This is a genomic window from Sphingomonas flavalba, from assembly GCF_047553045.1.
GTDB lineage: Bacteria > Pseudomonadota > Alphaproteobacteria > Sphingomonadales > Sphingomonadaceae > Sphingomonas_L > Sphingomonas_L flavalba_A.
The window spans coordinates 599333-622716 of the sequence record NZ_CP180208.1; the positions used below are offsets into that span (position 1 = coordinate 599333).

General features: G+C 69.8%; 24 protein-coding genes. 18 read left to right on the forward strand and 6 right to left on the reverse strand.

Translation table 11 applies throughout. The features are described from left to right. The first annotated feature begins 108 nt into the window (after nt 1-108). The 3 genes from ACMT1E_RS02870 to ACMT1E_RS02880 are packed head-to-tail and all read left to right on the forward strand — an operon-like array spanning nt 109 to nt 2009. Nucleotides 109-297 carry a hypothetical protein gene (locus ACMT1E_RS02870; protein WP_414902146.1) on the forward strand — a complete coding sequence of 63 codons (189 nt, stop codon included), beginning with the start codon at nt 109-111 and terminating at the stop codon, nt 295-297. Further along, nucleotides 298-567, forward strand: coding sequence for a DUF3311 domain-containing protein (locus ACMT1E_RS02875; protein ID WP_414902147.1), 270 nt, complete (start codon nt 298-300; stop codon nt 565-567). Continuing rightward, a complete protein-coding gene (locus tag ACMT1E_RS02880; RefSeq protein ID WP_414902148.1) occupies nt 564-2009 on the forward strand; it encodes a sodium:solute symporter family protein in 1446 nt (481 codons plus the stop codon). The genes ACMT1E_RS02875 and ACMT1E_RS02880 overlap by 4 nt, the downstream gene beginning before the upstream one ends. Before the next feature lie 7 nt (nt 2010-2016). Here the strand turns inward: ACMT1E_RS02880 and ACMT1E_RS02885 are convergent, their stop codons facing one another. Then, a complete protein-coding gene (locus tag ACMT1E_RS02885; RefSeq protein WP_414902149.1) occupies nt 2017-2925 on the reverse strand; it encodes a LysR family transcriptional regulator in 909 nt (302 codons plus the stop codon). Nucleotides 2926-3047: 122 nt separating this feature from the next. Here ACMT1E_RS02885 and ACMT1E_RS02890 point away from each other — a divergent pair, with 122 nt between their 5' ends. The 6 genes from ACMT1E_RS02890 to ACMT1E_RS02915 all read left to right on the forward strand — a co-directional run bounded on the left by ACMT1E_RS02890 (nt 3048) and on the right by ACMT1E_RS02915 (nt 7870). Then, a complete protein-coding gene (locus ACMT1E_RS02890; RefSeq protein ID WP_414902150.1) occupies nt 3048-3974 on the forward strand; it encodes a dihydrodipicolinate synthase family protein in 927 nt (308 codons plus the stop codon). Nucleotides 3975-4042: 68 nt separating this feature from the next. Further along, nucleotides 4043-5182, forward strand: coding sequence for an NAD(P)/FAD-dependent oxidoreductase (locus ACMT1E_RS02895; protein WP_414903256.1), 1140 nt, complete (start codon nt 4043-4045; stop codon nt 5180-5182). Further along, complete coding sequence (locus ACMT1E_RS02900; protein WP_414902151.1) at nt 5182-5466, forward strand: (2Fe-2S)-binding protein; 285 nt, start codon at nt 5182-5184, stop codon at nt 5464-5466. The genes ACMT1E_RS02895 and ACMT1E_RS02900 overlap by 1 nt, the downstream gene beginning before the upstream one ends. Continuing rightward, nucleotides 5463-6875 (forward strand): FAD-dependent oxidoreductase, encoded by a 1413-nt coding sequence (locus tag ACMT1E_RS02905; protein ID WP_414902152.1) that lies wholly within the window; start codon nt 5463-5465, stop codon nt 6873-6875. The genes ACMT1E_RS02900 and ACMT1E_RS02905 overlap by 4 nt, the downstream gene beginning before the upstream one ends. An 84-nt stretch (nt 6876-6959) precedes the next feature. Further along, a complete protein-coding gene (locus ACMT1E_RS02910) occupies nt 6960-7445 on the forward strand; it encodes a VOC family protein (protein WP_414902153.1) in 486 nt (161 codons plus the stop codon). A 20-nt stretch (nt 7446-7465) separates the two neighbouring features. Beyond that, a complete protein-coding gene (locus ACMT1E_RS02915) occupies nt 7466-7870 on the forward strand; it encodes a RidA family protein (protein ID WP_414902154.1) in 405 nt (134 codons plus the stop codon). A gap of 55 nt (nt 7871-7925) precedes the next feature. On the opposite strand, the gene ACMT1E_RS02920 is transcribed toward ACMT1E_RS02915, so the two are convergent. After that, a complete protein-coding gene (locus ACMT1E_RS02920; protein ID WP_414902156.1) occupies nt 7926-9233 on the reverse strand; it encodes a cystathionine gamma-synthase family protein in 1308 nt (435 codons plus the stop codon). A gap of 169 nt (nt 9234-9402) precedes the next feature. Here ACMT1E_RS02920 and ACMT1E_RS02925 point away from each other — a divergent pair, with 169 nt between their 5' ends. Continuing rightward, the gene (locus ACMT1E_RS02925) at nt 9403-10206 is read left to right on the forward strand and encodes a hypothetical protein (RefSeq protein ID WP_414902158.1); all 804 of its coding nucleotides are present in this window, start codon (nt 9403-9405) and stop codon (nt 10204-10206) included. Here ACMT1E_RS02925 and pgeF read toward each other — a convergent pair. The 4 genes from pgeF to lgt are packed head-to-tail and all read right to left on the reverse strand — an operon-like array spanning nt 10191 to nt 13393. Beyond that, nucleotides 10191-10970: a peptidoglycan editing factor PgeF gene (gene pgeF, locus ACMT1E_RS02930; protein ID WP_414902159.1), complete on the reverse strand. Its 780-nt coding sequence runs from the start codon at nt 10968-10970 to the stop codon at nt 10191-10193. The two genes, ACMT1E_RS02925 and pgeF, sit on opposite strands and share 16 nt — an antisense overlap. After that, nucleotides 10967-11479 (reverse strand): N-acetyltransferase family protein, encoded by a 513-nt coding sequence (locus ACMT1E_RS02935; RefSeq protein WP_414902161.1) that lies wholly within the window; start codon nt 11477-11479, stop codon nt 10967-10969. Before ACMT1E_RS02935 ends, pgeF begins: the two co-directional genes overlap by 4 nt. After that, entirely contained in the window at nt 11476-12552 is a 1077-nt protein-coding gene (locus ACMT1E_RS02940; RefSeq protein ID WP_414902163.1) for a class I SAM-dependent methyltransferase, read from the reverse strand. Before ACMT1E_RS02940 ends, ACMT1E_RS02935 begins: the two co-directional genes overlap by 4 nt. Continuing rightward, entirely contained in the window at nt 12533-13393 is an 861-nt protein-coding gene (gene lgt, locus ACMT1E_RS02945) for a prolipoprotein diacylglyceryl transferase (RefSeq protein WP_414902165.1), read from the reverse strand. Before lgt ends, ACMT1E_RS02940 begins: the two co-directional genes overlap by 20 nt. Before the next feature lie 69 nt (nt 13394-13462). Between lgt and ACMT1E_RS02950 the strand changes: the two genes are divergently transcribed. The 8 genes from ACMT1E_RS02950 to ACMT1E_RS02985 all read left to right on the forward strand — a co-directional run bounded on the left by ACMT1E_RS02950 (nt 13463) and on the right by ACMT1E_RS02985 (nt 23370). Further along, nucleotides 13463-15172: a class I adenylate-forming enzyme family protein gene (locus ACMT1E_RS02950; RefSeq protein ID WP_414902167.1), complete on the forward strand. Its 1710-nt coding sequence runs from the start codon at nt 13463-13465 to the stop codon at nt 15170-15172. 43 nt (nt 15173-15215) lie between these two features. Then, the gene (locus tag ACMT1E_RS02955; protein WP_414902168.1) at nt 15216-17453 is read left to right on the forward strand and encodes a molybdopterin cofactor-binding domain-containing protein; all 2238 of its coding nucleotides are present in this window, start codon (nt 15216-15218) and stop codon (nt 17451-17453) included. After that, complete coding sequence (gene hemH / locus ACMT1E_RS02960; RefSeq protein WP_414902169.1) at nt 17450-18436, forward strand: ferrochelatase; 987 nt, start codon at nt 17450-17452, stop codon at nt 18434-18436. The genes ACMT1E_RS02955 and hemH overlap by 4 nt, the downstream gene beginning before the upstream one ends. Before the next feature lie 32 nt (nt 18437-18468). Continuing rightward, complete coding sequence (gene phbB, locus ACMT1E_RS02965; protein ID WP_414902170.1) at nt 18469-19191, forward strand: acetoacetyl-CoA reductase; 723 nt, start codon at nt 18469-18471, stop codon at nt 19189-19191. Then, entirely contained in the window at nt 19188-19409 is a 222-nt protein-coding gene (locus ACMT1E_RS02970) for a ribbon-helix-helix domain-containing protein (protein ID WP_414902172.1), read from the forward strand. Before phbB ends, ACMT1E_RS02970 begins: the two co-directional genes overlap by 4 nt. A gap of 79 nt (nt 19410-19488) precedes the next feature. Next, nucleotides 19489-21957, forward strand: coding sequence for a TonB-dependent receptor (locus ACMT1E_RS02975; RefSeq protein WP_414902174.1), 2469 nt, complete (start codon nt 19489-19491; stop codon nt 21955-21957). Between the two features lies 1 nt (nt 21958). Next, nucleotides 21959-22705 (forward strand): tetratricopeptide repeat protein, encoded by a 747-nt coding sequence (locus ACMT1E_RS02980; RefSeq protein ID WP_414902175.1) that lies wholly within the window; start codon nt 21959-21961, stop codon nt 22703-22705. Then, nucleotides 22702-23370: a Fe2+-dependent dioxygenase gene (locus ACMT1E_RS02985; protein ID WP_414902176.1), complete on the forward strand. Its 669-nt coding sequence runs from the start codon at nt 22702-22704 to the stop codon at nt 23368-23370. The genes ACMT1E_RS02980 and ACMT1E_RS02985 overlap by 4 nt, the downstream gene beginning before the upstream one ends. Nucleotides 23371-23384: the final 14 nt, after the last annotated feature.

The following is a 23384-nucleotide window of genomic DNA, read 5'->3' on the forward strand; positions in this document are numbered from 1 at the left end:
TCGCAACGATTTGTGGATGACAACCGCATTGATGCAATGAAGCCGGTGCAGGATCATCGCCGCCAACGCCCGTTCCGTTCGCCGTGGCGGGACGATGGGCCGATCAGAATGCTGCAAGACGAGGGGCGATATGCGCCGACCAATCCGTTCGACGCCGACCCGCCGATCGCCTATGCCGTCGTTGCCGCCGGCCTTGATCCGGGTGGCCGGCCGGGCGGTGTCCGGCAACGGCGAAGCGTACGGGAGAGCGGGGCAGTGGCGATGAGCGGGATCACAGTCGCCGGGGGACGCGGCTAGATGGGTGGGCGTTTGTCGCGCTGGCGCTATCTGCTGCTTGCCCTGCCGTTCCTGTGGCAACTGGGGCTGGCGCCGTGGGCGAATGGGGTGGCGGTCCGGCCGCTGGGCATTCCGTTCGCGATGTTCTGGCAGATCACCGGCATCATTTTCGCGTCCGCCTGCATCGCGCTGCTGTATCGCATGGAGAAACGGGCCGCGCGGAACGACACGGGCGTCGATACGGGCGCCAGTGCGAATGACGGGACGAGCAACGGGGCGAGCGGGCGATGATCCTGGCGCTGACCATCGCGATCGTCGCGGGTACGATGCTTGGTTCGCTGCTGTACGGCAAGCGACAGGCGCGGGCGCAGACCGTTACCGAATGGGCGGTCGGCGGGCGGCGTATGGGGACGCTGATCTTCTGGTTCCTGAACGCCGGCGAGATTTACACCACCTTCGCCGTGCTCGGCATTTCGGGCTATGCCTGGGCCTATGGCGCGCCGGCCTATCTTGCCTTCTGCTCGGTGTCGCTGGCGGCGGCGATCGGGTATTGGCTGACGCCGCTGATCTGGGCGGCCGGCCGCGACAACGGGCTGATTACCCAGGCCGATTTCTTCGACCTCCGTTATGGTTCGCGCGCGCTGTCCGTGGTCGTGGCGGTGGCCGGCATCGCGGCGCTGGTCATTTACGTCCAGATTCAGCTGACCGCGCTGTCGGTGATTTTGCAACTGTCGCTTGGCCGGCCGGTGTCGATGATGGCCAGCACGATCGTGGCGGCGCTGCTGATGCTCACCTTCGTGTTCTTCGCCGGGCTGCGTTCCGCCGCCTTCGCCGCCGGGGTGAAGGACGTGCTGATGCTGGTCATCGTCGTCGCGCTTAGCGCCACCGTCGCCGACAAGGTGGGCGCCACGTCGATCATCGATCTGCTGCACCGGGCTGAGACCGCCCATCCCGGCCTGACCAGCCTGCCGGGGTTGCAGCCGGAGGCGGGGCTGGACACGACCTGGCTGATCACGGCCGCGCTGAACGTCGCGCTAGGCACCTACATCTTTCCGCACATGTTCCAGCTTTGCTACGCGGCGCGGGATAGCTGGACGATCAAGCGCAATGCGATCTTCCAGCCGCTCTATTCGCTGTCGTTCTTCTTCATCATCCTGCTCGGCTTCGGCGCGCTGCTGGCACAGGTGCAGCCGCCGGGCGGCGACCTGAACGCGGCGCTGCTCCAGTTTGTCGCCGACAGCTATCCGGCCTGGGCGGTCGGGGTGCTTGCCGGAACCGCCTGTCTGCTGGCGCTGGTGCCGGGATCGGTGCTGCTGCTGGCGGCCGGGTCGATTTTCAGCCGCAACGTGCTGCTGCCGCTGCGTCCGGGGATGGGAGAGAAGGGCGCGCTGATCGCGTCGCGGGCGGCGACGGTCGGCTTTGCGGGGATCGCGGTTTACCTGACGCTCGGCGGTAGCCGGTCGCTCGTCGACATCGGGTTGATGGCGTATAGTTCGATCGGCATGCTGGCGCCGGGCGTGTTCCTGGCCTTCCTGTGGCCGCGCACCAACGCAGCGGGCGTCGCCGCCGGCCTTGCCGTCGGTTATGCGGTGCTGCTGCTGCCGGGGCTGGACGGGTTCTGGGCCTATTTTCCCAATTGGGAGAAGGGGCTGGTGGCGATGGCGGCGAACGCGCTGACCCTGGCGGTGGTCGTGATGGCGACCACCCGGCGCGCGGTGCGGGCGACCGGCTGAACCCGCCCTATGCCGGCGGCACCGCCCAGCTCCGCAGTTTTGCTTCCAATATTGCCAGCAGGCGCGACGGCGCGCCGTCAAGCTGGCGGCCGAGGCGGTGGATCAGACTGATCGTCGTATGATCGAGGTCCTCCGCCACCAGCGGGCGGCTGACCAGCAGGCCCTGTTCGATTTCCGCCATCGCGCTGATCGGCGGCAGGATCGTGACGGCATCGCCGAGCATCGCCGTCGCGCACATGACGTGAAGCGAATCCGTCGTCAGGCGCGGCTGCAGCCAGATATGTTCGCTGGCCTCCGCCGCGCTCAACGTCTGGCGGATGCGGAAGCCCTTTGGCGGCAGGCACAGCCGATGGTCGGCAAGATCGCGCAATGTGACCCGGTCGAGCGCGGCGAGCGGGTGGCCGGGCGCGCAGATGACCATCAGCGGTTGCAGCGCCGAGGCGCGGACCCGGATTTTCGGTTCGTCGATGCTGTGAAAGACCAGCGCGATGTGCACTTCGTCTTCCACCACCATGCGCAGCATGTCGGCGGTGCCCGCGCTGTTGATGACAATTTCGATCCCCGGATTGGCGCGCTGGAAGGAATCGATGATCGAGACGAACGGGCCGCCGAGAAAGCCTTCGCCGACCGCGAGGTGGACGATGCCGGTCTTGATGTCGCGCAGTTCGCGCAGCCGGGCCTGGAACGCTTCCCGGTCGGCGCGGGCGGAGCGGTAATATTGATAGGCGAGTTCGCCTGCGGTGGTCAGCTTGATCGAGCGGCGGCTGCGTTCGATGAGCGGGACGCCGAGCGTCTGTTCGAGCTGAGCGATCTGGCGGCTGATCGATGACACGGCGACGCCGATCTTGTCGCTGGCCAGCCGCATCGAACCAAGCGTCGCCGCTTCGAAGAAATACATCAACGCAATATCGGACATCAGACCTCTCCGCAGGGGGTTTCGTCACAGTTTTGCGAAAAACGCAATGATAGTCATTCAATGTTGTTATTGAAGTGAAGTTCCCTGCGGCGCAACAGACGCGGCGGAGCGAGCGAAGGAGGGTGGTTTTGAACAAGCGCGACCGGGTCGACTGGCGAGGCTATATCCCGGCGATCACCACGCCGTTCGACGCCGAAGGGGCGCTGGACCTGCCGGCGCTCGGCCGCCTGCTCGAATGGCTGCACGGCGAGGGGATGCACGGGCTGATCCTGGCCGGGACGACCGGTGAGTGGACCAGCCTGTCCCCCGACGAGCGCCACAGCCTGTTCCGCGCCGCCGGCGCCCAGCTTGGCGCGCGGCTGCCGCTGATCGCCGGGTGCGGCGCGTTTACCGCCAACGAGGTGCTGGCCTATGCGGCGACGGCGGCGGAGAGCGGATTTCAGGGCATATTGGTGATGCCGCCGCCCTATCTGCGCCCGAACGCGGAGGAACTGGTCGGGTTCTACACGACGATTTCGCGGGGCAGCGCGCTGCCCGTGTGCATTTACAATTGGCCGCCGGGCACCGGCATCGACATGGAGGTCGCCCTGATCGAGCGGCTGACCGACCTGCCCAATATCGTCGCGGTCAAGCAATCGACCGGGCGGATGGAGCGGTTTGTCGAGACCTTCTTCGCGCTGCGCGACAAGGTGCGGGTGTTTGGCCACACGATGGACGAGTTCGGCCTGACCCTGCTTCAGGCGCGGGGCGGCGACGGGACGATGGGCGCCGGCGGCGTGCTTGGCCGCGCCCAGCCGGATTTCTACAACCACCTATGGGCCGGCGACATCGACGCGGCGCGTGCTTGCGGCCGGCAGGACCGTGCTACGATGGACGCATGGTACACCAGCGATCTGGTCGGCCGATTCGGTTCCGGCCCGGCGATCCTGAAGGCGGCGCTGAATCTGCAGGGCCTGCCGGGCGGCACCGTGCGCGCCCCGTTGCTGCCGGTGACCGGAGACGGCGAGGCGGCGATCCGCGACACGCTGACGGCGCTGGGGCGGCTCTGAGCGTTCCGGCGCGGGTCGATGCGCTGATCGTCGGCGCCGGGCTGGTCGGCAGCGCGACCGCCTGGCGGCTGGCGCGGGCCGGGGCCAGCGTGCTGATCGTCGAGGCGGCGCACGCCAATGCCGGCGCGTCCGGCCAGAATGCCGGGTCGCTGCATTTCCAGATCGAGCGCCGTTTCCTGGAGCAGGGCGAGGCGAAAGCGGCGGAGGCGGCGGCGATCACCACGCTCAGCCGGATGGCGGTCGACGACTGGCGCGGGCTGGAACAGGCGCTGGGCGCCGACCTGCACGTCCACATGCACGGCGGGCTGATGGTCGCCGAGACCGCCGCCGAGGTGGCGTTGCTGGAGCGCAAGGCGGCGCGCGAGCGGGCGGCGGGTCTGTCCGCCGAGCTGGTCGACGGCGCCGAGTTGCGGCGGATCGCGCCCTATCTGTCCGAGCGGGTGGTTGCCGCCAACCACATGGCCGACGAGGGCCATGCCGATCCGCGCGCGGTGACGCCGGCCTTTCTGGCGGCGGCGCGGGCGGCGGGCGCTACGCTTGCCGAGCAAACGCGGGTGACGGCGATCGCGCGGGCGCCCGGCGGCTTTGCCGTGACGCTGACCGGCGCCGGGGCGGGGACGGTGCGGGCCGGGCAGCTGCTGATCGCCGCCGGGATATGGTCCGCCGGGGTCGGCGCGCTCGTCAATGTCCACCTGCCGCTGTTCCCGGTGGCGTTGCAGATGAACGTGACCGAGCGGGTTTCGCCGTTCCTGCCCCACCTGATCCAGCATGTCGGGCGGCGCCTGTCGATGAAGCAGGCCCATGCCGGCAACGTGCTGATCGGCGGCGGCTGGCCGTCGCGGATGGCGGCGGCGGCGGACGGGCGGTTCGACCTGACCCGGCGGCCGGAGCTGCTGGCGCCGTCGCTGGCCGGTAATCTGGCGGTGGCGACGGCGGTGGTGCCGCATGTCGCCGGGCTGAACCTGATCCGCAGCTGGACCGGCACGACCGCGATCACCGCCGACCAGTATCCGCTGGTCGGCGCGGTGCCGTGCGTGCCGGGGCTGTTCGTTGCCGCCGGCGGTTCCGCCTTCACGCTGGGGCCGACCTTTGCCCGGCTGATCGCGGCGCAGATGGGGGGTGGTAGCGCGGCGGCGGAGGCGGAAGCGGCGCTGGCGATCGCCGCGCCGGCGCGGTTCGACCATCTGAACAGTTTCATGGGGGGATGATGCGGATAGCGGGGACGGAGCGCGGCGAGCCGTTCGCCATCCTCGTCGACGGCGAGGAGATGACGGCGTTTGCCGGCGAGACGATCGCGACGGCGATGCTCGCCGCCGGGCGCGCGGCGATGCGACGGGACCGGAGCGGGGCGCCGCGCGGCCTGTTCTGCAACATGGGGACGTGCAGCGAATGCCTGGTCACCGTGCGGGCCGATGGCGGGGCGCAGCGGGTGCGCGCCTGCCTGACCCCGGCGGCGCCGGGCCTGCGAGTCGAGACGGGGCCGGCGGCATGAGCGGGCCGGTCATCGACCTGGCGATCGTCGGCGGCGGCCCGGCGGGGCAGGCGGCGGCCGAGCAGGCGGTAGCGGCCGGGCTGAGCGTCGTCCTGTTCGACGAGCAGCCGCGCCCCGGCGGCCAGATCGCCCGCCAGCCGCCGGCCGGCTTCACCGTGCCCGGCTGGCTGGCCGGGCGCGCCTATGCCGAGGTCAAGGCGCAACTGGCGCGGTTCGCGCGGCTGGACGGCGTGACGTGGCGCGGCGGCACGGCGGTGGCCGGGCTGGCCGCCGACGGCGACGGGTTCCGGCTGACCGTGGTCGGGCCGGACGGCGCGGAGCGGGTGGCGGCGCGGCGGGTGCTGATTGCCGCCGGATGTTACGACCTGCCGGTGCCGCTGCCCGGCTGGACGTTGCCGGGGGTGATGAGCGCCGGGGCGGCGCAGGCCTTCGTCAAGAGCCAGCGGATCGTGCCGGGCGGGCGCTTCGTGCTGGCCGGGACGCACCCGCTGATGCTGGTCGTCGCGGCGCAGATCGTCGAGAGCGGCGGGACGGTTGCCGCCGTCATGTTCGACCAGCCGCTGGGGCGGTGCGTCGCGCGGGCGCTGGCCGAGCCGCTGACGATCCTGCGCCATGCCGGGCTGTTCGTTGACGCGGCGGCGGCGCGGCGGGTGCTGGCGCGGGCCGGGGTGCCGGTGCGGTTCGGGCGGCCGCTGACGGCGGTGGAAGGCGGCGAGATGGTCGAGGCCGCGCGCTTTGCCGACGGCACCGTCATCGCCTGCGACCGGGTGGCGTTGTGCTACGGGTTCGTGCCGCAGGCCGACCTGCCGCGGCAGGTGGGCGCGGCCGTGTGCTGGGAAGCTGGGGCGGGCGGCTGGGCGACCGCGCATGACGGATGGATGGAGACCGACCGGCCCGGCCTGTTCGTCGCCGGCGAGACGACCGGGGTTGGCGGGGCGGCGATGGCGCTGTGCGAAGGGCGGCTGGCCGGGATCGGCATCGCCCGCGCGGCGGGGCGGCTGGACGATGCGGCGGCGGCGGGGCTGGCGCGGGCGGTGCGGCGGCGGCACGAGCGGCTGTCCGGCTTTGCCCGGCTGCTCGCCGCGATCGCCGACCCGGCCGAGGTGCTGGCGCGGGCGGCGCCGGGCGACACCATCCTCTGCCGCTGCGAGGACGTGACCCATGCCGCGATCGATGCCGCGCTGGCCACGGCGACGGCGCCCAACGCGGTGAAACTGGTCACCCGATGCGGCATGGGGGTGTGCCAGGGGCGGATGTGCGAGGGGGCGCTGCTGCGGCGGATCGCGGCGCTGGACGGTGCGGCGCCGGGGGGCGGTGGCGGCTTCACCGCCCGGTTCCCGGCGCGACCGGTCCCGATCGGGCTGCTTTGCGGCGCGGACCGGGCCGAGGCCGGCGACGTTGCGGATTGAGCAACGAAGTGGCGCGGGCCGGCGGGTTGCGGCCTGCCGCCCGGCACGGCACAGTCAGCCGAAATCCGTATTAGGGAGGCAACCATGACCGACACCGCCAGGCCCCGTTTTCTTGCCGCCGACCATGTGTCGTTCACCGTCGCCGACCTGGACGCCGCCGTCGCTTTCTACCGCGACGTGCTGGGCGCGCGCGAGCTGTTCCGCATGGGGCCGCTGGACGGCGCCGAGATCCCGCCGCTGCCCGATGGGCGCGACTGGATGGAGGCGCATGTCGGGGTAGCGGGGGCACGGCTGACGCTGGCGATGCTGGCGCTGTTCGACAATCTGAACCTGCAACTGGTCCAGTATGACGCGCCGGCCGGCCGGGCGACGGCGCATCCGCGCGTCTGCGACATCGGCGGCCACCATCTGGCGATCCGCGTCGACGATGTCGAACTGGCGAAGCGCTATCTGGTCGCCCATGGCTGCACCGCGATGGAGACGATAGCGATCGATGCCGGGCCGCTGGCCGGCAAGAAGAATCTCTATATGCGCGACCCGTTCGGCAATCCGCTCGAAATTGTCGACTGACCCGGCAGAGGAGCCACAAGATGACCAACCGCCGCATCAACCCCGCGTCGCTGTACGACAGCGTCAGCTACGGATTTTCCCACGCCGCGCTGCAGGAGGGCGGGCGCACGCTGCACCTGGCCGGCCAGGTGGCGTGGGACAAGGACGTCGCGATTGTCGGCGCCGGCGACCTTGCGGCGCAGACCCGGCAGGCGCTTGCCAATCTGAAGGCGGTGCTGGCCGAGGCCGGGGCGACCCCGGCCGATGTCGTCCGGCTGCGCACCTATGTCGTCGACCACCATCCCGACAAGCTGGGCGCGGTGCTGCCGGAGATCATGGCGTTTTACGACGGGGTGACCCCCGCGCCGAACACCTTCATCGGCGTCGCCGCGCTGGCGTTGCCCGATTTCCTGATCGAAATCGAGGCGACGGCGGCGCTGAAGTAGGAGGCCGGCGCCCGCGCCGTCCGGGCTCCCGCGACGCAGGAGCCCGTGGGAGCGCTTAGATCGCCGAAAGGGCCTGGGCGAAATCGGCGATCAGGTCGTCGGCATCCTCTACGCCGATCGAGATGCGGACGAGGTTGTCGGTGATGCCGAGCGCCGCCTTGCGTTCCGGCGAGACCGACAAATGGGTCATCGCCGCCGGATGCGAGGCGAGGGTTTCGGTGCCGCCGAGGCTGACCGCCAGCTTGGCGATGCTGAGCGCGTCGAGGAAGCGGAAGGATTCCGCTTCGCCGCCCTTGATGAACAGCGAGAAGGTCGAGCCGGCGCCGAGGCAGTGGCGGCGGTAGATGTCGGCCTGCCGATCGCCCTCCAGAAAGCCGAGATAGCCGACGCGTTCGACCTTCGGATGATCGCGGAGGAAGGCGCAGACCTTGGCCGCGTTCTCGCCCGCCCGGCTCATCCGCAGCTCCAGCGTTTCGAGGCTGCGCAGCAGCATCCAGGCGGTATGCGGATCGAGGATGGTGCCGATGGTGTTGCGCAGCAGGCGGACGGTGTTGATCGGTTCCTTCCGCCCGAGCACGCCACCGGCGACGAGATCGCTGTGCCCGCCGGCATATTTGGTCAGCGAATAGACGACGAGATCGGCGCCGTGCTTCAGCGGCTGCTGCCACAGCGGGCCGAGGAAGGTGTTGTCGATGGCGATCGGCGGCGCGTCCGCCCCGGTGCCGAAGATCGCGTCGCGGCTTGCGGCGACCGCTTCGATATCGACGAGCGCGTTGGTCGGGTTGGCCGGGCTTTCGAGGTAGATCAGCGCGACATGGCCTTGCGCGCCCTTTTCGAGCACGGCGTCGATCTCCGCGCGGGAGGCGCCGGCGGGGAAGTCGAGGAAGTTGACGCCGAACTTGCCGAGCACCCGCGCGATCAGCGTTTCGGTCGCCGCGTAAAGCGGGCCGGAATGGATGATCGTGTCACCTGGCTTGACCATCGCCAGGAACAGCGTGGCGATCGCCGACATGCCGCTGGAGAAGGTCAGCGCGTCCTCCGCATCTTCCCAGATGCCGAGCCGGTCCTCCAATATCTCCTGATTGGGGCCGTTGAAGCGGGAATAGACGAGGCCTTCGGCGCCGCCCGGCCGCTTGCCGGTGACCCCTTCGAAATGGCGTTTGCCGGCGGCGGCGTTTTCGAACACGAAGGTCGAGGTGAGGAAGATCGGCGGCTTCAGCGAGCCTTCCGACAGCATCGGGTCGAAGCCGTGCCCCATCATCATCGTCGACGGTTTCAGGCGGCGGTTGCCGACGGTGTCGGCGGCGTTGCGCGGCTTGCGCCGCCGGGCGCCGGCCTGGTCTGTTTCGGTATCGGAGGTCATTCTGTGTCGCCTTCGGGCTGAGTCTTTCGAATGAGACGGTCCTAGCCGAAATCGCGGCGGTCTGCACAGGGCGCGGCGCCGGGATATGGCTTGTCTTGGCCCAGGTGCCGCCTTATCCCTGCGCCGCGCCGGAACGCCGCGCCCCCCGCGCCCGACGAGGTCCCTGTCTTTGCCCCAGCCGGTATCCGCTAACGCCGAATCCTTCATCGGGCGGCTGCGTGCGGGCGCGCGCAAGCGGGCGACCGGGATCATCCTGACCCTGTTCGTCGAACTGCTGCTCTGCCTGGCGCTGCTGACCCTGGCGCCGCCGCTGTCCCGCCAGCAGGACAGCGGGACCGCGGTGAAGCTGTTCAACCTGCCGGCGGCGCAGGAAGCGGCGCCGGAGCCGGCGGCCAGCCCGGAGAGCCGGCGCGCGGCTGAACAGCAGGAGCAGGCGCCGGAAACGGCGGCGGAAGAGGCGCCGCCACAGCCCGCCGCCGCCCCGGAACGGCCGGTGCTGTCGCCGTTCATTCCGCTGACGCGAGACCAGCTGGTCGTCGCCGACATTGGCGCGATGGAAGCGCGACCACCCGCCACCGCGCCCGCGCGCCCGCTGGCCGGGCCGCCGAACACCGCGCGGCCGGGCGATACGCCGCGCGTGCCGGGGGCCGGGCCGAACGGCGAGCCGCTTTATGCGGCAGCCTGGTACCGCGAACCGTATGACGACGAACTGAGCGGTTATCTCGCCACCGCGAGCGGGCCGGGGTGGGGGCTGATCGCCTGCCGCACCGCGCCGAATTTTCGCGTCGAGGATTGCGTGGCGCTCGACGAATATCCCGAACGGTCGAACATTGCCCGCGCGGTGCTGGCCGCCGCCTGGCAGTTCAAGGTCAGGCCGCCGCAGATCGGCGGGCGGCCGCAGGTCGGCGAATGGGTGCGGATTCGGATCGACTACGGCATCCGCCGGACGCAGCGCAGTTACGAAGGGCGCTGATCCGGCAGCCCGATCAGCGACAACTGGCGGCCATAGCCCGGTTCCCCCCGGTGGGTGGCGCGGCGGTAGCTGAAGAAGCGGGCGGCATCGCCATAGGTGTCGAGACCGAGCGTTTCGACCCGGCCGATGCCGGCGGCGGCGAGGCGGGCGGCGACATAGGCTTCTATGTCGAACATGTGGTGACCGGCGCGGCCGGCGGAGAAGAAGCGTTCGTTGGCCGGATCGTCCGCCGCGAAGCGGTCGGCGAACGCGTCGTCGACCTCGTAGGAGGCGCGGCCGATGCACGGGCCGGTCGCGGCGGCGATCCGATCCCGCCGGGCGCCGAGCCGCTCCATCGCCGCGACCAGCGCGTCGGTGACGCCGCCGATCGCCCCCTTCCACCCGGCATGGGCGGCACCGACGACGCCTGCCGCCATGTCGGCGGCGAGCACCGGCACGCAATCGGCGGTGACGATGCCGAGCAGCAGGCCGGGCCGGTCGGTCACCAGCGCATCGGCAGGCGGGCGGGCGTCGTCCGGGAAGGGCGCGGTGGCGGTGACGACGTCGGCCGAATGGACCTGATGGACGGCGACCAGCGCCGCACCGGGCAGCACCGCGTCGCGCGCCAGCGCCCGGTTGGCGGCGACGGTTTCCGGCGCGTCTTCCGAACCGAGACCGACATTCAGCCCGGCGTGGATGCCGTGCGACAGCCCGCCGCGCCGGCCGAGGAAGCCGTGGGGCACGCCGTCGAGCGCGGCGGCGCGGATGACCTCGACAGCGCTCATAACGGCTTGCTCCAGATGCGTTCGTCATCGACCTGATTGCCGACGACGAAGCCGTAGCGCCCGATCTCCGTGAAGCCGTAGCGGGTGTAGAAGGCCTTGGCACGCGCGTTTTCCGCGTAGACGGAGAGGTGGACGAACTGCGCGCCGGTGGCGTGCGCATTGTCGAGCGCCCAGTCCATCAACGCCGGCGCGACGCCGCGGCCATGCCAGGGTTTCAGCACGTAAAGCTGGTTCAGCTCGATCGCCGGGGCGGGGAGCGGGCCGGGCATGGTGACCGGGCCGATCTTGGCGAAGCCGACGATGCGGCCGTCCGCTTCGGCGAGGCGGATTTGGAAAGCCGGATCGGACAGTTCCCGCCCCAGCCCGTCCGGCCCGAACACCGGGCCGATGAAGGCGTTGAGATCCGCCTCGTTGTAGAGATAGCCGAAGGTTTCCACCCAGCTTTGCCGGGCCATGTCCGCCAGCGGTTCATAATCGGCGGGGGTGGCGGCGCGATAGGTGACGGTCATGCGAAGCCCTCTGGCCGTGGCCAGCCCGGCGCGGTCAGCGCCAGCGCCTTGAACAGGGCGCCCATCTGGTCCGGCGCGGTCAGCCGGGCGAGGGCGGTGACGACTTCCGCCGTGCGGCCGGGGCGGTTGGCGAGGGCGGCAGCGCGGGCCTCTATGCCGATCTGGCGCAGCCAGTCGCCCTGGCCGAGCGGGCCGTGGGTTTCGGCGCCGCCGGCGCGAGCGGCGGCGGCCAGCGTCGCGAAATCGACATGGGCGGTCAGGTCGCACTCGCCCGGCGCCTCGAACGGGTTGGCGGCGGCGTGGCCACGAACCGCCTGCAGGGTTTCGCCGACGGCGGGGCCGGCATAGCCATAGTCGATGACGATCGCCGCGCCGCCCCGCGCCGCCAGCCGTTCGCCAAGGGCGCGGGCGATGGCGGCGGCGGCCGGGCAGGTTTCGACGATGCTGCCGGGGGCGGCGGCGCGCAGGGCGTCCGGCAGGATCGCGTCGAGCGGCGGGCCGCCGACGGTGGGGAGGAACAGCCCGTCGACCATGCCGACATGGCGTTCCCGCCAGCCGCCGGCGGCGCGGACGAGCTGGCGGATCGGCAATGCGTCGAAAAATTCGTTGGCGACGACGAGCAGCGGCAGGTCGTCCGGCACGTCGGCAAGGGCCGCGTGGTGGCTGGCGCCGGGCACGCGATCCGCTTGCGCGGCGGCGAGCAGCGGGCTGGTTTCGACGAAATGGACGGGCGGGGCGAGGCCGGCGGCGGTCATCGCGCGGAGCGCGTCCACCGCCAGGGTGCCGCGCCCCGGCCCCAGTTCGACATAGCGGCAGGCGGGGCGGCCGGCGCGGTCCCACAGGTCGGCCAGCCACAGGCCGATCATCTCGCCGAACATCTGGCTGATTTCCGGCGCGGTGACGAAATCGCCGGCGGCGCCGAGCGGATCGCGCGTTGCGTAATAATGCGCGTTCGCCGCCGCCATGAAATGGCTGATCGGCACCGGGCCGTCGAGCAGGATCGCGGCGCGCAGCACCTGCGCGCAGGTCAGGGCGTCGTCTTCGGCCAAGGGTTCAGGCGACGCTCTGGTCACCGGCCACCGGCTCCACCCGCACCCGCCGGCGCTTTGCGGTGGCGATCAGGTACAGGCCGCCGAGGATCATCGGCACGCACAGCGTCTGCCCCATCGACAGGCCCCACCACAGATGTTCCAGCCCCTCGTCCGGCTGGCGGAAATGTTCGATGATGAAGCGGCCGGCGCCGTAGATCAGCAGGAAGGTGCCGACCAGCTTGCCCGGCTGGTAGCGGGCGTCGGTGCGCCAGAACAGGAACCACAGCACCGCGAACAGCAGCACTCCTTCGACACCCGCCTCGTAAAGCTGGCTGGGGTGGCGGGCGACGTCGCCCCCGCGCGGGAAGACGATGGCCCACGGCACGTCGGTCGCCCGGCCCCACAACTCGCCGTTGACGAAATTGGCGAGGCGGCCGAAGAACAGCCCGAACGGCACGCAGCAGGCGACGTAATCGTGGATGCGCAGCCAGTTCAGCCCGTTCTTGCGCGCCAGATAGACGATGGCGAGCGACACGCCGATCACCCCGCCGTGGAACGACATGCCGCCTTCCCACAATTTCAGGATCTGAATCGGGTCGGCCAGGATCTCCGGCTTGTAGAACAGGATATAGGCGATGCGGCCACCCGCGATGATGCCGATCGTCGCGTAGAAGATAAGGTCGTCGGCATGGCGCCGGGCCATTGGCGCGCCGGGCTTGTCGAGCAATTTCAGCAGGTACCACCAGCCGACGATGATTCCCGCGATATAGGCCAGCGAGTACCATTTTATCTGGAAGAAACCGAGGTCGAGCGCGACCGGGGACAGGCCGAGCGAGTCGAAATGCAAGGCGGCCGTAGCGTCAGCTAGGAGGGTGAGGATCAAGGCTTTTCCCTTTGGCTTTCCGCCTTCATAGTGCCCCCCGACAACAAGACCAAGCGGAAGAGAGGGGACATGCCGACTGCGCTCGACCTGCGGATGGACGAAATCGCGCGACGGATCACCGGGCCGGACGGCATGTTGCCGCTGTCGACCATCGAGCGGGACGGGCTGAGCCTGCCGCTGATCGCCGCGGCGCCGCCGGCACTGCCTTATTATTTCGCCCATTTCTGCGCGGAGCATGGCGACAAGACCTTTCTGGTCGACGGCGACGAGCGGCTGAGCTTCGCCGAGACCTATGCCCATGCGCGGGCGGTCGCCGGGGCGCTGGTTCACGGCTTTGGCGTTGCTCCGGGCGATCATATCGGAATCGCCGCGCGCAACGCGCCGGCGTGGATCATCCTGGAGATGGCGATATTGATGGCGGGCGGCGTCGCGACGCTGCTCAACGGCTGGTGGCGGGGGGCGGAACTGGCCGCCGGGCTGCGCGACACCGATGCGCGGCTGGTCTTCGCCGACGGCCCGCGCGCCGCCCGGCTGGCCGAGGCGGCCGACGGCCATAGCGCCGAGCTTGTCGCGCTTGATTTCGACCAGCCGACGGCGGCGGTGCTGGCGCCGGTGCTGGCGCGCGGCGGCGGCGCCGATACCCGCCTGCCCGACGTCGGGCCGGAGGACGACGCGACGATCCTGTTCACGTCCGGCTCCACCGGCCAGTCGAAAGGGGCGCTGTCCGACCATCGGGCGGTGATGCAGGCGACGTTCAACTATCTGGTCCAGTCGCTGATCGGGCTGGAACTGGTCACCGCCGAGCATGGCGCGCCGACCTTGCAGCCGGCGACGCTGCTCAACGTGCCGCTGTTCCATGTCACCGCAGAGGTGCCGGTGATGCTGCAAAGCTTTGCGATGGGCCGCAAGCTGGTGATGATGCCGAAGTGGGACGCGCGCGAGGCGATGCGGCTGATCGAGCGCGAGAAGATCACCTATTTCGTCGGCGTGCCGCTGATGAGTTTCGAGATACTGACCCACCCGGAGCGGGCGGATTTCGACCTGTCGTCCTGCCGTGATTTCGCCGCCGGCGGCGCGCCGCGTCCGGTGGAGCATGTCCGTCGCCTGTCGGAAGAGATGGGCGAGGCGAAGCCGTTGATCGGCTATGGCCTGACCGAAACCAACGCGGTCGGTTGCGCCAATTTTCGCGAGAATTACCTGGCAAAGCCGGACAGCACCGGTCGCGCGTCCTACCCGCTGGTCGAACTGGCGGTCCTCGACGCGCGCGGCGGGCCGGTAGCGACCGGCGAGCGCGGCGAAATCTGCATTCGCAGTATCTGCAATTTCAAGGAATACTGGAACGACCCGGCGGCGACGCACGAGGCGTTCACCGCCGACGGGTTTTTCCGCACCGGCGACATCGGCTATCTCGATGCCGACGGTTATGTCTTCATCGTCGACCGCAAGAAGGACATCATCATCCGTGGCGGCGAGAATATCAGCTGCCTGGAGGTTGAGGCGGCGCTCTACGCCCACCCCGAGGTGGCGGAAGCGGCGGTGTTCGCGTTGCCGGACCGGCGGTTGGGCGAGGTGCCGGGCGCCGTCGTCCACGCCAAGGCGGGGGTGGTGCTGGCGCCGCTGGAACTGTGCGAGTTTCTCGTCGGGCGGATCGCCGGCTTCAAGGTGCCGCAGCGCATCTGGGTGGCGCCGGAACCGCTGCCGCGGCTGGGCACCGAGAAGATCGACAAGGTGCGGCTGCGCGCGCATTACCGGGCGGTCTATGCGCGCGAAGCGGCGTGATCGCGCTCTGGCGCCGGGCGCGGGACACGTCTAAACGCCCGGCATGGTGCCAAGCCTTTCCGACCTGAGTGGCCGCGTCAGCCGGCGTGGACTGCTGATCGGCGGCGGTGCCGGGATCGGCCTGTTCGTCGCCTGGGCGGCGTGGCCGCGCCGCTATGCCCCCAATCTGGTCGCCGCGCCGGGTGAGACGATCATCAACGCCTGGATCAAGATCGGCGAGGACGGGCATGTCACCGTCGTCGTGCCGCAGGCGGAGATGGGGCAGGGGGTGACGACCAGCCTTCCCCAGATCGTCGCCGACGAACTGGGCGCCGACTGGCGGACGATCGCGGTCGAGGCGGCGCCGCTCAACCCGCTTTACGCCAACCGGCTGCTGGCGACCGGAATGGCGGCGGCGCTGGCTCCGGCGCTGAGCGGCAGCGCCGCCGGCTATGCCAAGCGCAGCGGGTTGATGGCGACGGCCGGTTCGACATCGCTGCGCGCGTTCGAGCGGCCGCTGCGCGATGCCGGGGCGACGGCGCGGGTGCTGCTGGCCAAGGCGGCGGCGGCGCGCTGGGGCATAGCGTGGGAAACCTGCGATACCAGGGATGGGTTTGTCGTTGCCGAGGAACGGCGGTTGCGTTTCGGCGAACTGGCGGCGGAGGCGGCCGGCCATACCGCGCCCAGCGCCCCGCCATGGCGCGCCGAGGGGCCGGAACGGCTGTCCGGCCAGTCGCCGCTGCGGCTTGACCTGCCCGGCAAGATCGACGGATCGGCGACCTTTGCCGCCGACGTGCGCCTGCCGCGCATGGTGTATGCCGCCATACGCCAGGGGCCGTTGGGCAACAGCAAGCTGGTCCGCGTCGACAAGGCGGCGGCGGAGCGGATCGCCGGGATGCGGTCCGTCGTCACCACCAACCATTGGGTCGCGGCGGTCGCCAGCAACTGGTGGGCGGCGAACCGTGCGCTCGACGCGATGGCGCCGCGCTTCGAAACGCCAAAGCCGCTGATCGACGACGCGGCGATCGACGCCGCGCTGGCGGCGGCGCTGGATGGCGACGGTCACAGGATCGCCGGGCAGGGGGATCTGGCCGAGGCGTTTCGCGGCCAGACGATCCGCGTGGCGGACTATGCGGTCGGGGTTGGGCAGCACGCCAGCCCGGAAACCCCGGCGGCGACCGCCCACTGGGACCGCGACATGCTGGAAATCTGGTTGCCGACCCAGGCGCCCGCCGTCGCCCGCCGGGTGGCGGCGGCGGCGATCGGCGTGGCGGAGGCGCAGGTTGTCGTCCACCCGACGCTGATCGGCGGCGGGTTCGGCCGGGCGCTCGACCATGAGGTGGCGGCGCAGGCGGCGATACTTGCCCGGCGGCTCGACCGGCCGGTGCAACTGATGTGGTCGCGCGCCGAGGAGATGATGCACGACCGCTTCCGCGCCCCGGCACGGATGCGGATGGCGGCGCGGACCGACCCGGCCGGGCGAGTGATCGGCTGGCAGGCGAAGATCGCGACGCCACCATGGGGGCAGGCGCTGGCCGATCGGCTTCTGGCCGGCGAGACGCTGGCCGGGGCGGCGCTGGCGGTTGCGCGCGGCGGTGACGGGCTGGCGGTGTCCGGTGCGGTGCCGCCCTACCGCATCCCGGCGCTGGCGGTGGACCACCACCCGGCGGAGATGGATCTGCCGACCGGATACTGGCGATCGGGCGGCGATTTCGTCAGTGCTTTCGCCACTGAATCCTTCATCGACGAGCTGGCGCATGGCGCCGGGATCGACCCGTTTTCCTGCCGGATGGCGATGCTTGCCGGGCAGCCGCGCCTTGCCCGCTGCCTGTCGACCGCGACCGCGCTCGGCGGCTGGCAGGGCGGCGGCACCGGCACCGGCCAGGGGATCGCCTGCCACGCATCGCGCGGATCGTTCGTTGCGGTGTTGGCCGAGGCCCGGCTGGACGGCGACCGGGTTCGCGTCGACCGGTTGGTCGCCGTCGCCGATGTCGGGCGGATGATCCACCCCGACATTGTCCGCCAGCAGATTGAGGGCGGGTTGCTGTTCGGCATGGCAGCGGCAGTGGCGGCGCCGGTCAGCATCGCCGCCGGGCTGGCCGGGCCGCGCCGGCTGGGCGAACTGCGCCTGCCCAAATTGGCCGATAGTCCGGAGGTGACGGTGGAACTGATCGCCAGCAAGGCGGAGCCGGGGGGGGCAAGCGAGGTAGCGGTGCCGCCGGTTGCCCCGGCGATTGCCAACGCGCTGTTCGCCGCGACCGGCCGCCGGTTCCGCACCCTGCCGTTCACGACCGCCGCATGAGCATCAACGCACCCCGGATCGGCGTATTGCTGGTCAATCTTGGCACGCCGGATGCGCCGACCGCGCCGGCGGTGCGCCGCTATCTGCGCGAGTTTCTGTCCGATCCGCGGGTGATCGAGATTCCGCCGTGGCTGTGGCAGCCGATCCTGCGCGGCATCATCCTGACCGTGCGGCCGCGCAAATCGGCGCGGGCCTATGCCGAGATTTGGGGGGCGGACGGTTCGCCGCTGGCCGCGATCACGCGCGCTCAGGCGGCGGCGTTGGTCGGTGCGTTCGGGCCGGAGGTGATGGTCGATTACGCGATGCGTTACGGCCAACCGGCGATCGGCGCGCGGATCGCGGCGTTGCAGGCGGCGGGGTGCGACCGCATTCTGATCGCCCCGCTTTACCCGCAATATTGCGCGGCAACGACGGCGGCGGCGACAGATGCCGCCTATGCCGCGCTGGCGGCGATGCGGGTGCAGCCGGCGTTGCGGGTGCTGCCGCCTTATTATGCCGAGCCGGCCTATATCGCCGCGTTGAAGGCGGCGACCGAAAGGGCGCTGGCGGCGCTGCCCTTTACGCCGGACGCGCTGGTCGCCAGCTTTCACGGCATGCCGGAGCGGACGCGGCGGCTGGGCGACCCCTATTACGACCATTGCATGACCACGGCGCGGCTGCTGTCGGAGGCGCTGGGCCGGCCGTTGACCGTCACGTTCCAGTCGCGTTTCGGGCGGGCGCGCTGGCTGGAGCCGGCAACCGACGCGACGCTGGCGGCGCTGCCGCAGCAGGGGGTGCGGCGGGTGGCGTTGCTGACCCCCGGTTTCGCCGCCGACTGCCTGGAAACGCTGGAGGAGTTGGGCATTCGCGGGCGCGAGACCTTCATCGCGGCGGGGGGCAGCGATTTTGCCTGCCTGCCCTGCCTGAACGCGGAGGCGGAGGGCGTTGAATTACTGCGCCATCTGCTGCGACGCGAGCTTGAAGGGTGGACGCGGGCCGCCTAGTCTTTTCGTCCAACGAGGCAGGAGAGTCTTTCATGGCCAGAATAGCGATCGTGACCGGCGGCACACGCGGCATCGGGGAGGCGATCAGCCTGGCCCTGAAGGAAGCGGGGATGACCGTCGCCGCCAACTACGCCGGCAATGACGAGCGGGCCAAGGCGTTCACCGATCGCACCGGCATTCGCGCCTATAAATGGGACGTCGCCGATTACGGCGCCTGCCAGGCCGGGGTGCAGCGGGTGGCCGACGAACTGGGCGCGGTCGACGTGCTGGTCAACAACGCCGGCATCACCCGCGACGGCACGATGTTGAAGATGACCTATGAGATGTGGGACGCGGTGATCCGCACCAATCTGGGCGGTTGCTTCAACATGGCGAAGGCGGTGTTCGGCGGCATGCGCGAGCGCGGCTGGGGCCGGGTGGTCAACATCGGCTCGATCAACGGGCAGGCCGGGCAGTACGGCCAGGTCAACTACGCCGCCGCCAAGTCCGGCATCCACGGTTTCACCAAGGCGCTGGCGCAGGAGGGCGCGCGTTTCGGTATCACCGTCAACGCCATCGCGCCGGGCTATATCGACACCGACATGGTCGCGGCGGTGCCGGCCGACGTGCTGGAGAAGATCGTCGCCCGCGTGCCGGTCGGCCGGCTGGGGCAGGCGCATGAGATCGCGCGCGGCGTTGCCTTCCTGTGTTCGGAGGATGCCGGCTTCGTCACCGGATCGACGCTGTCGATCAACGGTGGGCAGCACATGTATTGAGCGGGCCGGTCAAGCGGTCGGTGACGATCGCCGGCCACCAGACATCGATCAGCCTGGAACCGGTGTTCTGGGCAGCGCTGGAAGCGGAGGCGGAACGGCGCCGCCTGCCGCTTTCGGCGCTTGTCAGCCGGATCGACGCGCTGCGCATCACCCAGCCCAACCCCGCCAACCTGGCCAGCGCGATCCGCGTCTGGCTTTTTGAGAATGCGATGCGATAACGCGGTTGACTCTGATGCGAATGAGTTGCAATTGCGCCCCGCAACATTTTGTTGCCAGTAAGCAACAAAGGGGAAACAAATGCTTCAGTCCTTCGCACCGGTTTCGGCAACGCGCGGTGCGCCCGGCTTTCTGGCCCTCGGCTGTGTCGGCTTTATCGCGTCCGCGCCGGTGCATGCGGCCGATGTGGCGGCCGATGCCGATGACGCGCGCGGCCCCGGCACGATCATTGTCACCGGCGAGCATCTGCGTAATGCCGAGCCGGATTCGCCCAAGGCGATCGCGCCGTTGCTCGACACCCCGCGATCGATCGTCGTGCTCGACAGCACGGTCATCAAGGAAACCGGATCGGCCAGCCTGGTCGAGGCGCTGCGCACCGTGCCCGGCATCACCTTCGGCGCGGCGGAAGGCGGAAATCCGGTCGGCGACCGGCCGTTCATCCGGGGCTTCGACAGCCAGGGTTCCACCTATCTGGACGGCGTGCGCGACATCGGCGCGCAGAATCGCGAGATCTTCGCGGTCGAACAGGTGCAGGTGGTGCGCGGGTCCGATTCCACCCTGGGCGGGCGCGGCGGCGCCGGCGGCTCGCTCAACATCGTGTCGAAACTGCCGAAGGGCGAGAATTTCGTTGCCGGAGACGTCAGCATCGGCACCGCCGATTACAAGCGTGTCACCGTCGACGCCAATTACCGGCTGACCGATACGATCGCCGTCCGGCTGAACGGCATGTGGCACGACCAGGACGTCGCCGGCCGCGACGCGATCTGGCAGAAGCGCTGGGGTGTCGCGCCGTCGCTGACCATCGGCATCGGCACGCCGACCCGGCTGACCTTCAGCTATTATCACCTCGACACCGAGGAGTTGCCGGACAGCGGCATTCCGTTCCTATACACGCTGACCAACACGCCGAACCTGGGCAAAAGCTATTCCGAGCCGGCGATCAGCAAGGTGACGACAATCGACGGCACCACCGGCGTGGTCAAGCGCAGCGCCTTCTACGGACTGAAGAGCCGGGATTTCCGCAACAGCAAGACCGATCAGGCGACGATGCGCGCCGAGCATGATTTCGGTGGCGTTACCCTGCGCAACACGTCGCGCTTCAGCCACACCGCCCAGGATTATATCTTCCTGCTGCCCGACGACAGCCAGAACAATGTCTATGGCACCAGCGCGACGCCGAGCGCGACCAACCTGGCGGCGGGCGGCGGCTATGTCTGGCGGCGCGGCAACACCCGCTACGGCTATACCGACGCGCTGATCAACCAGACCGACCTGTTCGGCAGCTTCGATACCGGCGCGATCAAGCACAGCTTTGCCGTCGGCGGTGAACTGTCGTGGGAGAAGGCGGTGCGGGGGTCGCTGGTTTCGGCGAGCGGATCGTCGATCAGCCCCAGGTGCAGCCCGCTGGCCATCGCCCGCTATTACTGCGTGTCGCTGTTCAACCCCGATCCCAACGACCCGTGGGAAAATTACAGCAGCGACACTGCCGCCGGCGTGCCGACGCCGATCGTGCGCGGTGGCCCGGCGACGGAGACGCGGACGACCGGCCGCACCCAGGCGCTCTACGCGTTCGACTCTATCACGATCGCCGAGCCGCTGATCGTCAACCTCGGCATCCGTTACGACCGGTTCCGTTCGAAGATCCTGAGCGGGGGCAACACGCTTGCCCGGACCGACAGCAATTTCAACTATCAGGCCGGCGTGATCTTCAAGCCGACGCCGCAGACCAGCCTCTATGCGTCGATCGCGACATCGGCGACGCCGCCGAACAGCCTGATCGGCGAAGGTTCCGAGCAGAACGGCCTGACCGCAGGCCGGGGCCAGCCGGCCGTAAATCCCGATGACCTGAAGGCGGAAAAGACCAAATCCTACGAAATCGGTGCCAAGGCGAGCCTGTTCGACGCGCAGTTGTCACTGAACGCCGCGATCTTCCGCACCGAGACGAAGAATGCGCGCGCGCTGGGCGACAACAGCACCGTGTCGTTCATTGGCGAGAAGCGGGTCGACGGCATCGAACTGGGTTTCAACGGCAATATCACGCCGTGGTGGAACGTGTTCGGTGGCTACACCTATCTGGACGCCAAGATCACTGACGGCGGTTTCACCGCGCTGACCGCGGCGGCGGTCGGTGGGCAGGCGGCGCAGACCGTGCTGGTGCCGTCGGTCAACACCGGCAAGCGCTTTCCGCAGACCGCCAAGCACACCTTCACGCTGTGGACCAACGTGCAGCCGGTGAAGGGGTTCAGCATTGGCGGCGGCGCGTTCCACACCAGCCGGGTGTTCGGCGGCTATCAGGACGACCGCCGCGCCGTACAGGACGCGACGGGGACGGTGACCGTCATCGCCGCGACCAAGGAGCTGGCCCGGACCGTGCCCGGTTACTGGCGGTTCGACGCGCGCGCGTCACTGGCCATCACCCCGCAGGTGCTGCTGAGCGTCAACGTCCAGAACCTGACCAACAAGGTCTATTTCAACCAGGTCTACACCAGCCACTATGCGTCGATCGCGGCGGGCCGGTCGGCCTTCGCCACGCTGGCGTTGAAATATTGAGGTGACGGACAGCCTGACACTGGACGCACTGAACGGAATGGACGCCGCGGAGATTTCGCGGCGTCTTTCCGCGTCGGCGCCGCCGGAGGCGCGCGCGGCCTTCGTCGCGGCGGCGGCGGAAAGCGGCGTTACCGAGGCGCAACTGGTCTATGGCCAGATGCTGCTCGACGGCGCCGGCGTTGCCGCCGATCCGGCGGCGGCGCTGCGCTGGTTCGCGCGGGCGGCGGAGAACGGGCATGTGATGGCGATCAACATGGTCGGCCGTTGTTACGACCTGGGCTGGGGCGTTGCGATCGACAAGGCGCGGGCGGCCGAATGGTATTATGCCGCCGCGCTGCGCGGGCTGGATTGGGGCATGTACAATTACGCGACGCTGCTGACCCTGGGCGCGGGCGTGGCGGAGGACAAGGCGGCGGCGCTCGGCTGGTTCCGCCGCGCGGCGGCGATGGGCAACGCCAAGGCGTGGAATTTCGTCGGCAGTTTCCATGAGGATGGGTGGGTGGTCGAGAAGGACATGAAGGAAGCGGCGCGCTGCTACGCGATCGCGGCGCGCGGCAGCGATTTTCGCGGCCAGTTCAACCATGCGCGGCTGGAGGCGGCGAAGGGGCGCATCGCCAACGCGCTGGAGTGGTTCGCGCGCAGCGCGGAAAGCTGCAACCCGCGCTTCGCTGGGCAGGCGGCCGGATGGCTGAAGGCGGCCGACCCGCGGCTGGCCCCGGCGATTGCCGCGTTCGAGGCAGCGCGATGATCGTCATTCCCGACCTGCTCGACGCCGGGGAACTGGCGCGCGTGCAGCAGGCGCTGGCCGCCGCCGACTGGGTCGACGGGACAGTCACCGCCGGCGCGCAATCGGCGTTGGCCAAGCGCAACAGCCAGCTTGCCGAGGATTCGGCGGAGGCGCGGGCGCTGGGCGGGATCGTGCTCGAGGCGCTGGCGCGCACGCCGCTGTTCGTCGCGGCGGCGCTGCCGCTGAAAGTCTATCCGCCGCTGTTCAACCGCTACGCCGGCGGCGACGCGTTCGGCGACCATGTCGACAGCGCCGTGCGCATCCAGCGCGGCAGCGATTTCCGGGTGCGCAGTGACCTTTCGGCGACAGTGTTTCTGGTCGACCCGGACAGCTATGACGGCGGCGAACTGGTTGTCGACGGCCGCGCGATCAAGCTGCCGGCCGGACACATGATTCTCTACCCGGCGGGCAGCCTGCACCATGTGACGCCGGTGACGCGCGGCGCCCGGCTGGCCAGTTTTTTCTGGATCCAGTCGATGGTCCGCGACGCGGGGGCACGCGCGCTGCTGCTGGAACTGGACGGCACGATCCAGCGGCTGGGCGCCGAGCGCGGGCAGGGCGACGCCGAGATCGTCCGGCTGACCGGCATCTATCACAACCTGCTGCGCCGCTGGGCGGAGGCCTAGCGGCCGGTGGCGCC

Coding starts and splice junctions, on each gene's coding strand:
- ACMT1E_RS02870 (WP_414902146.1), top strand. CDS start 109: ATGCTGCAAGACGAGGGGCGATATGCGCCGACCAATCCGTTCGACGCC.
- ACMT1E_RS02875 (WP_414902147.1), top strand. CDS start 298: ATGGGTGGGCGTTTGTCGCGCTGGCGCTATCTGCTGCTTGCCCTGCCG.
- ACMT1E_RS02880 (WP_414902148.1), top strand. CDS start 564: ATGATCCTGGCGCTGACCATCGCGATCGTCGCGGGTACGATGCTTGGT.
- ACMT1E_RS02885 (WP_414902149.1), bottom strand. CDS start 2,925: ATGTCCGATATTGCGTTGATGTATTTCTTCGAAGCGGCGACGCTTGGT.
- ACMT1E_RS02900 (WP_414902151.1), top strand. CDS start 5,182: ATGCGGATAGCGGGGACGGAGCGCGGCGAGCCGTTCGCCATCCTCGTC.
- ACMT1E_RS02905 (WP_414902152.1), top strand. CDS start 5,463: ATGAGCGGGCCGGTCATCGACCTGGCGATCGTCGGCGGCGGCCCGGCG.
- ACMT1E_RS02910 (WP_414902153.1), top strand. CDS start 6,960: ATGACCGACACCGCCAGGCCCCGTTTTCTTGCCGCCGACCATGTGTCG.
- ACMT1E_RS02915 (WP_414902154.1), top strand. CDS start 7,466: ATGACCAACCGCCGCATCAACCCCGCGTCGCTGTACGACAGCGTCAGC.
- ACMT1E_RS02920 (WP_414902156.1), bottom strand. CDS start 9,233: ATGACCTCCGATACCGAAACAGACCAGGCCGGCGCCCGGCGGCGCAAG.
- pgeF (WP_414902159.1), bottom strand. CDS start 10,970: ATGAGCGCTGTCGAGGTCATCCGCGCCGCCGCGCTCGACGGCGTGCCC.
- ACMT1E_RS02935 (WP_414902161.1), bottom strand. CDS start 11,479: ATGACCGTCACCTATCGCGCCGCCACCCCCGCCGATTATGAACCGCTG.
- ACMT1E_RS02950 (WP_414902167.1), top strand. CDS start 13,463: ATGCCGACTGCGCTCGACCTGCGGATGGACGAAATCGCGCGACGGATC.
- ACMT1E_RS02955 (WP_414902168.1), top strand. CDS start 15,216: ATGGTGCCAAGCCTTTCCGACCTGAGTGGCCGCGTCAGCCGGCGTGGA.
- hemH (WP_414902169.1), top strand. CDS start 17,450: ATGAGCATCAACGCACCCCGGATCGGCGTATTGCTGGTCAATCTTGGC.
- phbB (WP_414902170.1), top strand. CDS start 18,469: ATGGCCAGAATAGCGATCGTGACCGGCGGCACACGCGGCATCGGGGAG.
- ACMT1E_RS02975 (WP_414902174.1), top strand. CDS start 19,489: ATGCTTCAGTCCTTCGCACCGGTTTCGGCAACGCGCGGTGCGCCCGGC.
- ACMT1E_RS02985 (WP_414902176.1), top strand. CDS start 22,702: ATGATCGTCATTCCCGACCTGCTCGACGCCGGGGAACTGGCGCGCGTG.